Origin of the sequence: Cyclobacterium qasimii M12-11B, assembly GCF_000427295.1 — a bacterium.
Taxonomy (GTDB): domain Bacteria; phylum Bacteroidota; class Bacteroidia; order Cytophagales; family Cyclobacteriaceae; genus Cyclobacterium; species Cyclobacterium qasimii.
On record NZ_ATNM01000172.1, the window covers coordinates 73,581 to 87,431 of the forward strand.

At 39.7% G+C, this 13,851-nt stretch carries 13 protein-coding genes and 1 pseudogene; 12 read left to right on the forward strand and 2 right to left on the reverse strand.

Annotated features, from left to right (window positions below):
- The first annotated feature begins 2 nt into the window (after window positions 1-2).
- From ADICYQ_RS21665 to ADICYQ_RS21685, 5 genes are all read left to right on the forward strand, one after another.
- The gene (locus tag ADICYQ_RS21665) at window positions 3-533 is read left to right on the forward strand and encodes a DUF4252 domain-containing protein (RefSeq protein WP_020891997.1); all 531 of its coding nucleotides are present in this window, start codon (window positions 3-5) and stop codon (window positions 531-533) included.
- Between the two features lie 25 nt (window positions 534-558).
- Entirely contained in the window at window positions 559-1,047 is a 489-nt protein-coding gene (locus ADICYQ_RS21670) for a DUF4252 domain-containing protein (protein ID WP_020891998.1), read from the forward strand.
- 235 nt (window positions 1,048-1,282) lie between these two features.
- On the forward strand, window positions 1,283-1,864 hold the full coding sequence (locus tag ADICYQ_RS21675; RefSeq protein ID WP_020891999.1) for a superoxide dismutase family protein: 582 nt from the start codon (window positions 1,283-1,285) through the stop codon (window positions 1,862-1,864).
- A 475-nt stretch (window positions 1,865-2,339) separates the two neighbouring features.
- Complete coding sequence (locus ADICYQ_RS21680; protein ID WP_040417556.1) at window positions 2,340-3,494, forward strand: N(5)-(carboxyethyl)ornithine synthase; 1,155 nt, start codon at window positions 2,340-2,342, stop codon at window positions 3,492-3,494.
- An 81-nt stretch (window positions 3,495-3,575) separates the two neighbouring features.
- Window positions 3,576-4,643: a methyltransferase gene (locus tag ADICYQ_RS21685; RefSeq protein ID WP_020892001.1), complete on the forward strand. Its 1,068-nt coding sequence runs from the start codon at window positions 3,576-3,578 to the stop codon at window positions 4,641-4,643.
- 4 nt (window positions 4,644-4,647) lie between these two features.
- Here the strand turns inward: ADICYQ_RS21685 and ADICYQ_RS27885 are convergent, their stop codons facing one another.
- Entirely contained in the window at window positions 4,648-5,163 is a 516-nt protein-coding gene (locus ADICYQ_RS27885; protein ID WP_020892002.1) for an integrin alpha, read from the reverse strand.
- Between the two features lie 113 nt (window positions 5,164-5,276).
- A complete protein-coding gene (locus ADICYQ_RS27890; protein WP_020892003.1) occupies window positions 5,277-5,957 on the reverse strand; it encodes an integrin alpha in 681 nt (226 codons plus the stop codon).
- An 82-nt stretch (window positions 5,958-6,039) separates the two neighbouring features.
- Between ADICYQ_RS27890 and ADICYQ_RS27485 the strand changes: the two genes are divergently transcribed.
- From ADICYQ_RS27485 to ADICYQ_RS21720, 7 genes and pseudogenes are all read left to right on the forward strand, one after another.
- Window positions 6,040-6,207 (forward strand): hypothetical protein, encoded by a 168-nt coding sequence (locus ADICYQ_RS27485; protein WP_020892004.1) that lies wholly within the window; start codon window positions 6,040-6,042, stop codon window positions 6,205-6,207.
- 48 nt (window positions 6,208-6,255) lie between these two features.
- Window positions 6,256-6,615 (forward strand): VOC family protein, encoded by a 360-nt coding sequence (locus ADICYQ_RS21695; protein WP_020892005.1) that lies wholly within the window; start codon window positions 6,256-6,258, stop codon window positions 6,613-6,615.
- A gap of 202 nt (window positions 6,616-6,817) precedes the next feature.
- Entirely contained in the window at window positions 6,818-9,970 is a 3,153-nt protein-coding gene (locus ADICYQ_RS21700) for a DUF3427 domain-containing protein (RefSeq protein WP_020892006.1), read from the forward strand.
- Window positions 9,971-10,106: 136 nt separating this feature from the next.
- A pseudogene (locus ADICYQ_RS21705) lies at window positions 10,107-10,783 on the forward strand (response regulator transcription factor).
- On the forward strand, window positions 10,780-12,066 hold the full coding sequence (locus ADICYQ_RS21710) for a sensor histidine kinase (RefSeq protein WP_020892008.1): 1,287 nt from the start codon (window positions 10,780-10,782) through the stop codon (window positions 12,064-12,066). The pseudogene ADICYQ_RS21705 and the gene ADICYQ_RS21710 overlap by 4 nt, the downstream one beginning before the upstream one ends.
- A gap of 74 nt (window positions 12,067-12,140) precedes the next feature.
- Entirely contained in the window at window positions 12,141-12,584 is a 444-nt protein-coding gene (locus tag ADICYQ_RS21715) for a PepSY-like domain-containing protein (protein ID WP_020892009.1), read from the forward strand.
- Window positions 12,584-13,759 (forward strand): porin, encoded by a 1,176-nt coding sequence (locus ADICYQ_RS21720; protein WP_020892010.1) that lies wholly within the window; start codon window positions 12,584-12,586, stop codon window positions 13,757-13,759. Before ADICYQ_RS21715 ends, ADICYQ_RS21720 begins: the two co-directional genes overlap by 1 nt.
- Window positions 13,760-13,851: the final 92 nt, after the last annotated feature.

The following is a 13,851-nucleotide window of genomic DNA, read 5'->3' on the forward strand; positions in this document are numbered from 1 at the left end:
CGATGAAAAAGATATTATTGCTGGCACTGTGCTTATTGCCATGGCTGGCACAGGCTCAAACGGAAGTCATAGAAAAGTTTTATGAGAAATACAGGCAGGACGAGCGCTTTTCGAGGGTATACATCAGCCCAAAGCTGATGCAAATGGCAGGAGGATTCCTGAGTTCAAATGCGGACGAGAAGGATGAGGATGCCGAAAATCTGATGGAGCTGATTACCAAAGTTAAAGGCATTAGAATCCTTTCTGCTGAAAAAATTGGCGGTTTGGCCTTGTTCAGTGAGGCCATGGGAGACCTGAAAAAGGGCTTGTACGAGGAGCTTATGGATGTGCGGGACAAAGAAAGCTCACTGAAATTTATGGTCAGGGAAGAAGGAGGCAGGATCAAAGAACTGCTTATGGTATCGGGATCTACCAGCGAATTTACCTTTATGAGTATGCAGGGAGATTTCACCTATCAAGACCTCAACATGCTTTCCGAAAATACCAATTTGCCTGGAATGGAAGAGTATGGACGAGCCAAAAAAAATAAATAACCAATTAGTATTAAAAAATTTCACCATGAAAAATTCAATTATTGTAATCGCCTTAACGCTCTTTTTTAGCCTTCCCTCAGCACTACATGCCCAAAGCAAAAGTGTGGATCAGTTGTACCAACAATACAAAGGGCAGGAAAACTTCTTTCATTTAGACCTGGCGGGAAATTTCCTTGACTTTGCCAAAGGATGGAACCTTGAAATCGAGGAAGCCAATCTGGATGCCATTACTGAAAGCATAGAAAGAGTTAAATTTTTCAAATTACCGGTAAACGGTTCACGTGCAAAAGCAGATTTTCACAAGCTAAGCAAAGGGCTGGGAAAAGAAAGATATGAGCTGATGATGGATGCAAGTGAAAAGGACAGTGGACTAGCTATTTACACCAAGGGTGGCAAGGAAGTAGAGGGACTGGTGCTGATGATCAGATCAGACAATGACAACGAGTTTATGGTGATTGAGCTGGAAGGGCGCTTTGACCAGAAAACTTTGGCAACGATAGGAAAAGGGATCTGATTTCCCTATTCCTATCGTCAATCCATAAAAAGTTGAGCTAGTTGGATTTAAGCCAATTAGGCGCTTTATTACCTGATGATCTTATCTAAGTTTTATTGGATCTATTTATTATTATAAAAATAATTAAATACCAGCGGTTTTGGCATAGTTTTTTCTTGAATAGTAATTGAATATTTAAACCAACTACTATGATGATGAAAACAATTAATTATTTTCTTTTATTGGAGCAGTATCCTTGGCAGTTGCCTGCGGACCTGGAGCCAATAATTCTGAGAGCGATGCAACTGATAGCCTTGAAATGTCAGACCACCAAATGTCAGACAATCAAATGGGCAATATGGCAGTTGAAAATGAGATGACTGAGATGTCCGCCACAGCTTTACTTTCTGCGGCAAGTGGAAGCAATGTCACAGGTACTGCGACCTTTACCCAGGAAGCCGACGGAAAGGTTAGGCTGGAATTGACTGTAGAAAATTTGACAGCAGGAGAGCATGCCATTCACCTTCATGAAAATGGAGACTGTAGTGCAGCAGATGCTACTTCTGCAGGCGGCCATTGGAACCCATCGGGAGATGACCATGGAAAAAGAGGTGAAAATGATTACCATGCGGGCGATATAGACAATTTGACTGTAGGCGAAGATGGTAAAGGAAACCTTGAAATGGTAGTTGAAGGATGGTCTATCGGTGATGGGCAAGATTCTGATATCCTTAATAAAGCGATTATCATTCATGCTGATGCCGACGATTTTACTTCTCAACCTTCCGGTGCAGCCGGTTCGAGAGTGGCCTGTGGAGTGATACAGGAAGCAGGTTAATCAATAGCTACAAGAAGAAAAAATACTGAGATTGTACACGAGGTGTATAAATTGAAAGTAAAATAATTACTGCATTTAAAGCCCAATGGTGTTATCCATTGGGCTTTTTTATGAAATGGGCTTGAACTCAGGTTAATAGTTTTGAATAATAGCAGTAATGGTTTTAATTAAGGTACCTTTGTCACCTTATTATTGATTTGAAGTTATTAATTATCCCTTCGCACTAATTCAGCGAATTGCTGATGCTTATTTTTTTTAACTCTGATTGTGCAATAGCAACGAAGTGGTTGGTCTTGAAGTGATTCCATCACCTAATAGAAAGGCCATTGCTTATTTCGAGTTTAGTCTTTATTTCAATTGTTTAAACTCCGTAGCCAACTTAATGCCTGGGTGCTGGAAATTACCTTTTATAAGTAATTCTAATCTTGCGTTTTGCACCTGTCATTACCTTGCAATGCGCCGCAACGCAAAAAATATGGCTTTATTAAAAATGGGAGTAATTGGTACTTCTAAAAAAGAAGATGAAAGACGTGTACCTATACATCCTGCACATTTAAAAAGGATTCCAGAAACTATTCGCAAGCAACTAATTTTTGAAAAAGGCTATGGCCTTCCTTTCAATGTAGCCGACGAAGAGATCAGTGAGCTGACCGGAGGAATCGCAAGTCGAAGTGAAATCCTGACGGATATTGGGGCGGCCATCATTGCCAAACCCATCCTTTCTGATCTGGAAGAACTTAAGGAGGGAGGCTTGCTTTGGGGCTATCCTCATTGCGCCCAGCAAAGTCCCATTACCCAAATAGCAATAGACAAGAAATTGACCTTGATTGCTTTTGAGGACATGTATGTATGGAGTCCGAGCGGACAAATAGGGAGGCATACCTTTTATAAAAACAACGAAATGGCCGGCTATTGTGCTGTTATTCATGCCCTTCAATTAAAAGGGATAGATGGGCATTATGGAAATCAAAGAAAAGTTATCATCTTTAGTTTTGGAGCCGTAAGCAGAGGGGCAATTTATGCCCTAAAAGCACATGGATTTAGGGACATTACCATCTGCATACAGCGACCAGATCACGAAGTTAGAGAAGAAGTGTTGGACGTACATTATGCAAGACTAAGGAAGGGGAATGAAAATGAACCCAGGCTGATGGTAGTAGAACACGATGGCACAGAAAGGCCTTTATTGGAATTAATCAATGAATCCGAGATCATCATTAATGGAACTTATCAGGATACAGATGATCCCATCAATTATGTGTTGGAAGAGGAGAAATCTATGTTAAAGCCAGGTTCGCTGTTTATCGATGTGAGCTGTGATGAAGGAATGGGCTTTTATTTTGCCAAACCGACCACTTTTAAAAACCCATTGATTGCCATTGATACCATTGATTATTATGGCGTAGACCATACGCCAAGTTATTTTTGGGAAAGTGCTTCAAGATCAATTTCTGCGGCAATGATTGTACATTTGCCCGTTGTGATCTCGGGACGGAAAAGTTGGAAGGAAAGCCAGACAATTACAAATGCGATAAACATAGACAATGGCGTCATCGTAAAAGACACTATCCTAAGGTTCCAGAACCGCAATGCAAACTATCCACATCCCATTAATCCGGTACTTAACTAATCCGGTGTGGGGGAAGGTTTAATTTTATATATAAGAATTAGTAATGGATTATTTCAGGGTATTCCAAGCACAAAGTAAAATATGACTGCAGCAATAAAAATAAACAAACCGGAACCGATTGCTTCCGCGAAACCAAATGCCGTCTTTGATGGCACCACCGACATAAAGCTTGCCATCGAAGCATTAGAGGCAGGTAAGCAGGTGTTGATTACAGCCTTTTATAGCAATGGTTTGTTGCTATTGAAGGAATTGAAAGAACAGCTACAAAACAAACTTCCTAACACGACTTTCAAGGAGCAGCGTGAATTCCGGGCAGCCTATCGTAAGCTTTCCAATCTTGTGTTGATTGAAATTGCAGGCAACAAATTGGCACTTAAAAAGGCCCCTTTTATTGGCTGGTTGGAAGAATTGTATCCAGACAATAGCGATTTCTTATTGACTTTCCCTCAAGTGCAGGGGTTAAACAGTTCCTGGGAATGGTATAAAAATGGGATGACTATTCCTGTGCTAAGAAATAAATTACATCCCTACTATGGCACTTATTTCCCTACTCGATTTGATCATTTGTCGGTGTTTGACCAGTGGCTTAAGCGATACGAAGGCCCTAAAAAAACGGCCATAGATGTAGGGATTGGGAGCGGTGTGCTTTCCATGCAAATGGTGCAGCATGGCTTTCAGAAAGTCTTTGGAACAGACACCAATCCAAATGCGATTGTTGGCTTAAAAGCCTTTATGGGGGATACCAAGTTGTCTCGTAAGATTGAGTTAGATTATGGAAACCTATTTGGGAAATGGGATAAGCAAACCGAGCTGATTGTTTTTAATCCTCCATGGTTACCCGCATCCTATGCTCCAGAAAGCCTGGATGCAGGCATCTATTACGATAAAAAGCTGTTTCCAGCGTTCTTTGCTGAGGTCAAGAAAAGGCTTTTGCCAGATGGTAAACTCGTGCTCTTGTTCTCCAACCTGGGCCAAATTACAGAAGCTACGAAAGAACATCCCATAGAAAAAGAACTGGCTGAAGGCGGACGTTTTAAATTGGAAAGATGCTTTAAGAAATCAGTGAAAGCTGCCTCAAAGAAAACCAAGCGTGACCAGAACTGGCGTGCCGAAGAAGTGGTAGAACTTTGGGAGCTAACGCACAAATAAAACTTTATTGAGGCCTGAGAAAAAGGGTGTAGAGCGTTCCGGTGCCTCCGGCTCCTCCACCAAAATTGATGGCTATAGAACCATCGCCTTTTAAATCACCTACATAAGAAATGGAACGGGAGAAGCGGCCCTCTGCAGTCAGCTGCAGGTCAAAGCCTCCTTCTGTATTGTTAATTCTGGTAAATGATTTTACCGTTTTATCCTGATTCAGGTAGAGTAGGTAGCCCCAACCTTCGTATTGTTGGTTGGCGCCTGTTATCAGATCGCTGATTCCATCCCCATCAATATCCCCAACGGCACAGAGTGCGTGTCCAAAATTGGCACCACTGGTTCCGTTGGGGTTTATTCCTGTCGTCAATAAGTCTGTAAAACCCCCAATTCCCTCGGTGATCTTGACTTTGGAAAGGACCTCATGTGTGGAATTGTCCAAAGACAGTATCCAAACTGCCCCTTTTCCTCCATCCGACATAAAAGCACCTACGGCCAATTCATTGGTTCCATCCTTATCGATGTCCCCCAAAAGTGCGACTTCTCTGCCACCAAATTGATCTCCATCCTCAAGTCCTTCACCAAAGCCACCTTGAGTAGTGCTAATCGTTACCTTTTTGCCATATTCTACTTCCGAGCTTGCATTTAAAACAAAATGTCAATGGCTCCTCGTTGTTCACCCCCATCATCAGAACCGGGATTACAAGCTACCAAATCTATGCGGCCATCAAGGTTGATATCGCCTATAGCAGAAAGTCCATTGGCAATGATGTTGCGGTTTTTTACATAGTCTTTGACTGTTCCATCCGCATTGAGATGGATAATGTACAAGGAATTATTGGGAGGCACAGGAGAGGCTACTGCAATGTCTGGTATGCCATCCCCATTATAATCACCAACCCCTGCCACGCCATAGCCGAAGAAATTTCCGGCGTTTAAATTTTCCGTAAAGTTTCCTTCCAACATGGAGATCTTTTGATTGGATTGGACTGATCCATCCTTGTTCATAAATAAAATATAGACGGCTCCTGCATCCACAGCGCCATCGTCATCCGAGCGGGCGCCCACCACATAATCTATGGTGCCATCTCCGTTCACATCGCCTATTTTATCATGATCCCGGCCAAATCTGTCTCCTCCTTCTAATCCGGCATAAAAGCCTGCAGAACCTTCGTTTATCGTAATAAATCCTTCCGCCTGGTAGGGGTAATTTGCGCTGGGAGGATCAGTGTCAGATGTATTATTGCAGCTAGGGAGCAGTGTGGCAAGCGTGAAAAATGTCAATAAAAGGCAAAGCTTGGTAAAAACAATTGTTTGGAAATTCATACGGTGGGTGATGTGATTTCAAATTAGACCTCGTCTGAGGAGAAAAGTTTAATCAGGAGGTTTTTTTTGGCTAATTTGGGTAATGGGCACAGCCAAAATAGCCATTGCGATTACTGCTAATGAAATTGATAGAGGCATTACCAGTAAAGGGCTAAAAAGAAGAGCATTTGCAAGTTTTGAATCGTTTTTTCAGTTAAGTTTATCTTCTTCGAAAACGATAGATCCAAGGTGCGGCATAGGGAAGAATTGAGTTCATCTATGAACAGAGTAATGTTAAGCAATACAAAAGACATGTAGTATGGAACATAAAATCAAGTCAATCCGGCCATTTATCGGCGCCAAAGATTATGGGCTGTCCCGTCAGTTTTATACCGATCTGGGCTTTACCGAAATCGTCCTTTCCAGCAAGATGTCCTACTTCAAATCCGGCGCATTTGGCTTCTACCTGCAGGATGCCTATGTCAAAGACTGGGTAGACAATACCATGGTCTTTATGGAAGTGGAGGACCTGGACAAACAGTTGGAAAAAATAAAAGCCCTCTCCCAAAAATACAAAGGCGTCCGCCTATCCGAAATCGTCTATAACGATTGGGGAAATGAATTTTTTTTACATGACCCTTCGGGGATCTTATGGCATATTGGGGAGTTTTTGGGGTAGGGAGATCAGAAAAGGCTGGATGTGGATTAAGGGTTCAAGAATTTAAGCTTTAAAAAATAAACGTTCATTCAATTGATCTTGAAAATTTCAATTGAATCAAATTAATTTAAATCCTCTGAATTAATAATCATTTTTTGAGTAGAAAGAATAGTAAAGATAAGGCAAAGGCCTATATTCAAAATAAAATAGATTTTTAGACTTTATGAATCAAGGTATTTACGAGGAGTTAGTAACTCAGTTAGTTACTCAAAAAATAAATGAGTTAGATATAGGTGACTTTTATATCAATAAAACAAATATTGATAAAGTAGAAGCTTCAAGTTTACTGGCACAACATATCTCTCGAACGATTAAAAGTGCCCTTGATTTTGTAAAGGGTGAAAAAGACGGGGAAAGCAGGTTAGAAATACAAATAAAGATAGCCAATAAAATTATCCTTTTCTTGAAAGAAGAACTCAAGAATGAGGAATTTGTTAAAGATCTGATTGAAGTAGAAGGTCAGATTTTGAAAGCAGTATTTTCAAAAGTAGACTCTCATTTTTCTGACCTTAATTTACGTCTTAAGGAAATTACACCTTATACTCGATTAATTCATAGTGAACTTTTTACAGGAGGCAATACTGGGTTGTCACTCGAAAGTGAATTGAAAAAAGAAATTTTATCATCTGATAGAATTGATCTATTGGTTTCCTTCATAAAATTTAAAGGGATAATAATTCTTGAAAAAGAATTAAAAGAATTTACCCAAAGAGGAGGTCAATTGAGAGTAATAACAACAACATATATGGGTGCCTCAGATTATAAGGCAATTCAATTATTGTCAAAATTGGAAAATACCCAAGTAAAAATCTCGTATAATACTGGAAATGAAAGATTACATGCCAAAGCTTACTTGTTTTACAGAAATACGGGCTTTCATACTGGATACATTGGGTCTTCTAATTTTTCACGATCGGCACTTACTGATGGTCTGGAGTGGAATATAAAGATTACAACCAAAGAGGTAAGTCATATAATCGATAAATTTCAAAAAACCTTTGATTCCTATTGGCAAAGTGAAGATTTTGAATTGTTTAATGATGAGTCAGGGAAGGAAAAACTTATTTTAAATTTAAGTCAGGGTAAAAGCTCTCAAAACACCAACATAAACTTTTCGTTTTTTGATGTTAAACCTTATCCTTTTCAGTCTGAGATATTAGAAAAACTTGAAGTTGAAAGGTCGGTTCATGGCCGTTATAGAAATTTAGTGGTTGCAGCTACCGGAACTGGGAAAACGGTGATTTCAGCATTTGATTATGAAAAATTTAAAACAGAAAATAAGTCAAGTAAACTTTTATTTTTAGCTCATAGAGTTGAGATATTAACCCAGTCACTTTCAACCTATCGAGGAATTCTTAGGGATAATAATTTTGGTGAGTTATGGGTTGGTGGTCAGGTTCCTATTAGTTATGAATACGTTTTTGCTTCAGTTCAAACTATCAATAATGGCTTAGATTCGATTAACTTATCTCCCGACTTTTATGATTATATTGTAATAGATGAGTGCCATCATCTCACTGCAAATACCTATAGGGGGATAATCAACTATTTTAAACCCAAAGTACTTTTAGGTTTAACTGCTACTCCAGAACGTATGGATGGTGGGGATATTCAAGAGGATTTTCATAACCGAATAGCGGCTGAAATAAGACTCCCTGCCGCATTAAATAGGAAATTACTGTGTCCATTCCAATATTTTGGAATCACAGATAATATAGATTTATCGAATGTTGGATGGGAAAAAGGAAAATATAAGGTAAGTGAGTTGACTAATATTTATACTTCCTCCGATAGAAGGGTTAGAGATATAATTAATTCACTTGAGCATTATACAAAAGATTTAAACAATGTTAGAGCCATTGGTTTTTGTGTGTCTATAGAACATGCGGAGTTTATGGCTCAAAAGTTTTTATTAGCAGGGTTAAAAGCGGATTTCCTTACAAGCAGAAATAACCAGAATCGAGACGTTCTAAGACACCAACTTTTGAGTAAAGGAATAAATTACTTGTTTGTTGTTGATATATTTAATGAAGGGGTGGATATTCCTGAAATAGATACTGTATTGTTTCTGAGACCTACTGAAAGTTTGACATTATTTCTTCAACAATTAGGTAGAGGCTTACGCTTATCAAAAGATAAAGATTGTTTAACTGTTTTAGATTTTGTTGGAAATTCCAGACCAGAATACAATTTTGAGAATAAGTTTCGAGCATTAATTGGTAAAACTTCGACAACAGTTATCAAAGAAATAGAAGATAATTTCCCGCATTTGCCTCTTGGATGTTCAGTCAACTTAGAAAGGAAGGCTAAAGAAATAATTTTAAATAATATATCCGCAGCAACGTCTTTAAATAGGGCACAACTAATAATAAAAATTCAAAATTTCAAGCATCAAACCACACTTCCATTAAACCTCAAAAACTTTGTGCAATTTTTTAATATTCCTGTCCAATCTATTTACAAGCGTGGTAGTTGGAATCGGCTTTGCCAAATAGCAGGTGTTGTTGAAGAATTTGATGGTTTAAATGAAAAGGCTATAGTCAGTGCTATTGGGAAGAAATGGTTGTCCACAAAATCCACTAGTTATTTTATATATATTCTAAAATTAGCCAGAAATAATTTTGAGATAAACCCTGAAGAAGTGAATAAAGAAGAGGGTTTAATGTTATTGATGTTGCACTATGATGTTTGGCAAAAAGAAGGTGGTTTTAACTCTATTCGAGATAGCATTAGTGAAATAGGGAAAAACAAAGTACTCTTGAGTGAAATCATTGAAGTACTTGAGTTTTTGATTGACCAAATAGATTTTAAGGAGTTGGATATTAAATTACCCTATAATCAGCCTCTTAAGGTTCATTCAAGGTACACTAGGGATCAAATTTTAGCAGGATTTGGAATAAGTACTTTTGAAAAGAAGTCTTCAAGTAGGGAAGGAGTGGCCCTAAACTCAGAACTTAATACTGAATTACTTTTTATAAACCTGATTAAATCTGATGAAAACTTCTCATCTACCACTATGTACGATGATTACGCTATTAATGAATTTTTATTTCACTGGCAATCCCAAAATTCAGCAGGACCTGAAACTATTAAGGGATTATCCTATATTAAGCACCTTGAAAACAATAAACGGATTCTTTTATTTGTACGAGAAAAAGTTAAAGATGAGTTCGGGAATACTATGGGGTATGTTTTTGTGGGTGAAGGGAACCTTAACGATTATTATGGATCAAAGCCAATGAGTGTGAAGTGGGAATTGAGTGAACCATTACCACATTATTTGTGGAAAGATGCAGCTAAATTACGCGTTGGGTAATGGCTTTTTATATAAATTATTCCACTTTTAGAAAATAGTTATTTACGAAGCCGAACCTTTCGAGGGTTATTCCTTAGTGCCATTCAATAAACCCCAATTCCCATTTCTTTCCCAATTTTAAAAGTACCTTTAAGCCGTGAAAATTTTAATTATTGAAGACGAAATAGCTTTACAGCAAAGCATAGCGGAATCGTTGGAGAAAGAGAATTTCCTGGTGGAAACGGCCGCTGATTATCATTCGGCTGTTGAAAAGGTTTTTGTCTACCAATACGACTGTATACTGTTGGACATCATGCTGCCCAAAGGAAGTGGCTTGGATATTTTGGAGGAACTCAAAAAAGTGGGGAAGGCCGAGAATGTCATTATTATTTCGGCCAAAGATTCCCTGGATGACAAGCTCAAAGGCTTGGAACTTGGGGCAGACGACTACCTGACCAAACCCTTTCACCTTGCCGAACTGAATGCACGCGTCAAAGCGGTGCTGCGAAGGAAAAACCAGCAGGGTAAAAATACCATTGAATTAAGAAATACTGTTCTGGATTTAAACGAGCGACAGTTTTTTGTCAACGACAAAAATATCCCCCTCAACCGGAAGGAGTTTGACATCCTTAATTATTTCCTGCTCAATAAAAAAGACTGGTTACCAAAACCGGCCTTGCGGAACATGTGTGGGGAGACAATTCTGATCAAGCAGACAACCTGGATTTTGTGTATTACCAGATCAAAAATTTGCGCAAGAAACTGCAGGAAGCACAAGCCGAAATTGAAATAGAATCCACCTATGGGATAGGCTATAAACTGATTGAAAAATGAAACTCCTCAATCAATCCCTGAAATACCTTTCCATTTCCATCTTAGGAATAGTTACCATTTGGGCGGTGCTGTTTTATATGAACATGCTCAATGAAATCAAAAGCAGCATTGATGAAGGGTTGGAAAATTATAAGCGCCTCATCATACGGAATGCGCAATTGGATTCGACCATTCTGACGAAGACGTATTTTGATGAGAGTTTCTTTACCATACAAAAGATCGACCGCGAAAAGGCTCTCGGCATAAAAGACCGCTTTATCGATTCGGAAATCTACATGCAGGATGCGGATGACAAAGAGCCGGAGCCCGAGCCTGTTAGAATGCTGCTGACAGCTTTTGAAAGCAATGGCCATTATTATGAGCTGAAAGTGGCCAATTCTATGGTGGAGGAAGATGACCTGATAGACGAACTCTTCTGGGATGTTGTATGGCTTTACATTGTGCTTATAGCAGGCATAGTCCTGGTCAATAATATTGTTTTGAGAAAGTTGTGGGAGCCCTTTTATGATTTTCTCAATCAGTTGAAAAACTTTCGACTGGGGAGTACTCAATTGCTTCCCAAAACAAATTCCCAAACGAAGGAATTTTCAGATTTGGAGCAAGCTGTGAATACGCTATTGGCGCATAGTATAGCTACTTTTGAGCAGCAAAAGGAGTTTATTGGCAATGCTTCTCATGAGCTACAAACGCCATTGGCCGTGGTAACTAACAAACTGGAGCTGCTTCTGGAAAGCGAAGATTTGAAGGAGGTGCATGCTGAGAAAATAGCAGAGGTTTTTCAAATTATTGAGCGACTTGTTCGATTGAATAGGTCCTTGCTGTTGCTTTCCAAAATTGACAACAAGCAGTTTTTTGACAATCAGCAGGTTTCCATGAATGAAATCGTTCAGCAGTTCAAAAACGAACTGGAGGAGATTGCCTTGTTCAAAGGCTTGACCATAACTGTCACTGAGACAGAAAAACTGGAGGTAAACCTAGACCCTACCCTTGCCAATATTATAGTTGTCAACTTGCTTAAAAATGCCATTTTTCACAATACTAAAAAGGGTGTGGTTGCCATAAGTCTTACAAAGGACAGCCTCCAAATCAGTAATACAGGCAGTTCTGAACCCCTAGACCAAGCGAAGCTGTTTAACCGTTTTCATAAATCAGAAACCCAGGGAAATGGGACGGGTTTGGGACTATCCATTGTAAAAGCCATTACCGATTTGTATGGTTATACCATCTCCTATCATTTTGACAATGGTAGCCACACCTTTGAAGTGAAGTTTAATTCCCTTTAATTCCTCCTGTTTTAGCATTCCCAATTCTTTCCAAATTCGCCTACTTTCTTTGTTGTAATTAAAAAATATACAACATGAAAAAGCAACTATTAATTATCGGCGCATTAAGTCTATTCGGATATACCCAAGCCCAGGACATTTCCCAAAGCCAGGTACCCTCCATCATTTTGAATCAATTCAACGCCGAGTTTGCAAAAGCATCGGATATCGAATGGGAAAAGGCGGGTGAGCTCTACAGTGTGGAATTTGAAACAGGCTGGAACGTGGACCATGAAATCTGGTACAATGCCAAAGGGGAAATGGTAAAACACAAGGAGGATATATCTTCCAAAGACTTACCCAAAGCCGTAAACGACAAGCTAAAAGCGGATTTTAACAAGCTTTCTATTGATGACCTGCAGCGCATTTCTGACAATGGAAAGGTGGTTTATAAAATGGAGCTAAATTCCCTATGGAGCCAGGATTGGGAGGTAGTAATGGACGCAAACGGTACCGTGCTAAGTAAAATAGCCGACTGATGAGGCAGAAATTGGTTTTATTGGTATTCCTCATTGGCTGTACCAATGCCTTTGCGCAGGAAGAAAAAAAGAGTGGGGAAAAGTGGTATGACAAACTCCACTTTGGCGGCTATATGCAGGTTCGGTACAATAAGTTACTGGAAACAAACCCTAATCTGGGATGCGAACAATGTGATGAATACTGGGGAGGGGAGGGCGGTGGCCTCTCTCTCCGTAGGGTAAGGTTTAAGTTTTATGGGCAAATTAGCCCGAGAATTTTCATGTACATCCAGCCGGACCTTTCCAAATCTGTGGGGGAATCCATCCATGTGGCGCGGATCAAAGACGCTTACCTGGATATAGGCCTTGATCCAAACAATGAATTCAGGGTCAGAATAGGGCAGAGCAAAGTCCCTTTTGGATTTGAAAACATGCAATCCAGTAGTACCCGCCTGCCTTTGGACCGCAATGATGCACTGAACAGTGGGGTGAAGGATGAGCGGGATGTGGGTGTGTTTTTATATTGGGCGAGTACGGAGAAGCGTGCATTGATGAAGGAGCTCAAACCTTACAAACATTCAGGAGATTTTGGCGTTTTTGCTTTGGGTTTTTACAATGGACAGACTGCCAATCATCCAGATTTAAACAATGAATTTCATGTGGTTTCCAGATTTTCCTACCCTATCGAAATAGGCAATCAAGTTATAGAACCAGGCGTACAAGCCTATTCAGGGAAATACGTGGTTACCGAACATAGCCCCGAAATCGAGGTCAATACGGGAGGGTATTTGGACCAAAGGGCAGCAGTATCTTTCCTGCTATACCCCAAGCCATTTGGTATTCAGGCCGAGTACAATGTAGGCAGGGGGCCGGAATATGACAAAGCCAGCAATTCCATACAAGTAAAGCCACTGCAAGGAGGCTATGCGACGTTTTCTTATATGGTGGATAAAGGTAAAAGTCAGTTTACGCCATTTGTACGCTTACAATATTATGATGGTGGTAAAAAGCATGAGTTGGATGCCCGAAGCTATACCGTAAAGGACACAGAAATAGGCATAGAATGGAATCCTTTCGACCATTTTGAGTTGGTGGCTGAATATACGGTATCTGACCGAAGGTATGAAGATTTTGAGTTACCCAATAACCACCAGACTGGAAGCTTGATGCGCATTCAGGCACAGTTGAAGTTTTGATGTGGGAGTATAATGGGCGTCTTGTTTTTAAAAGGGAAGAGTAAAACTATATTAAATAACATTTTTGATCAAAGCTATTTTTTATGTCACCG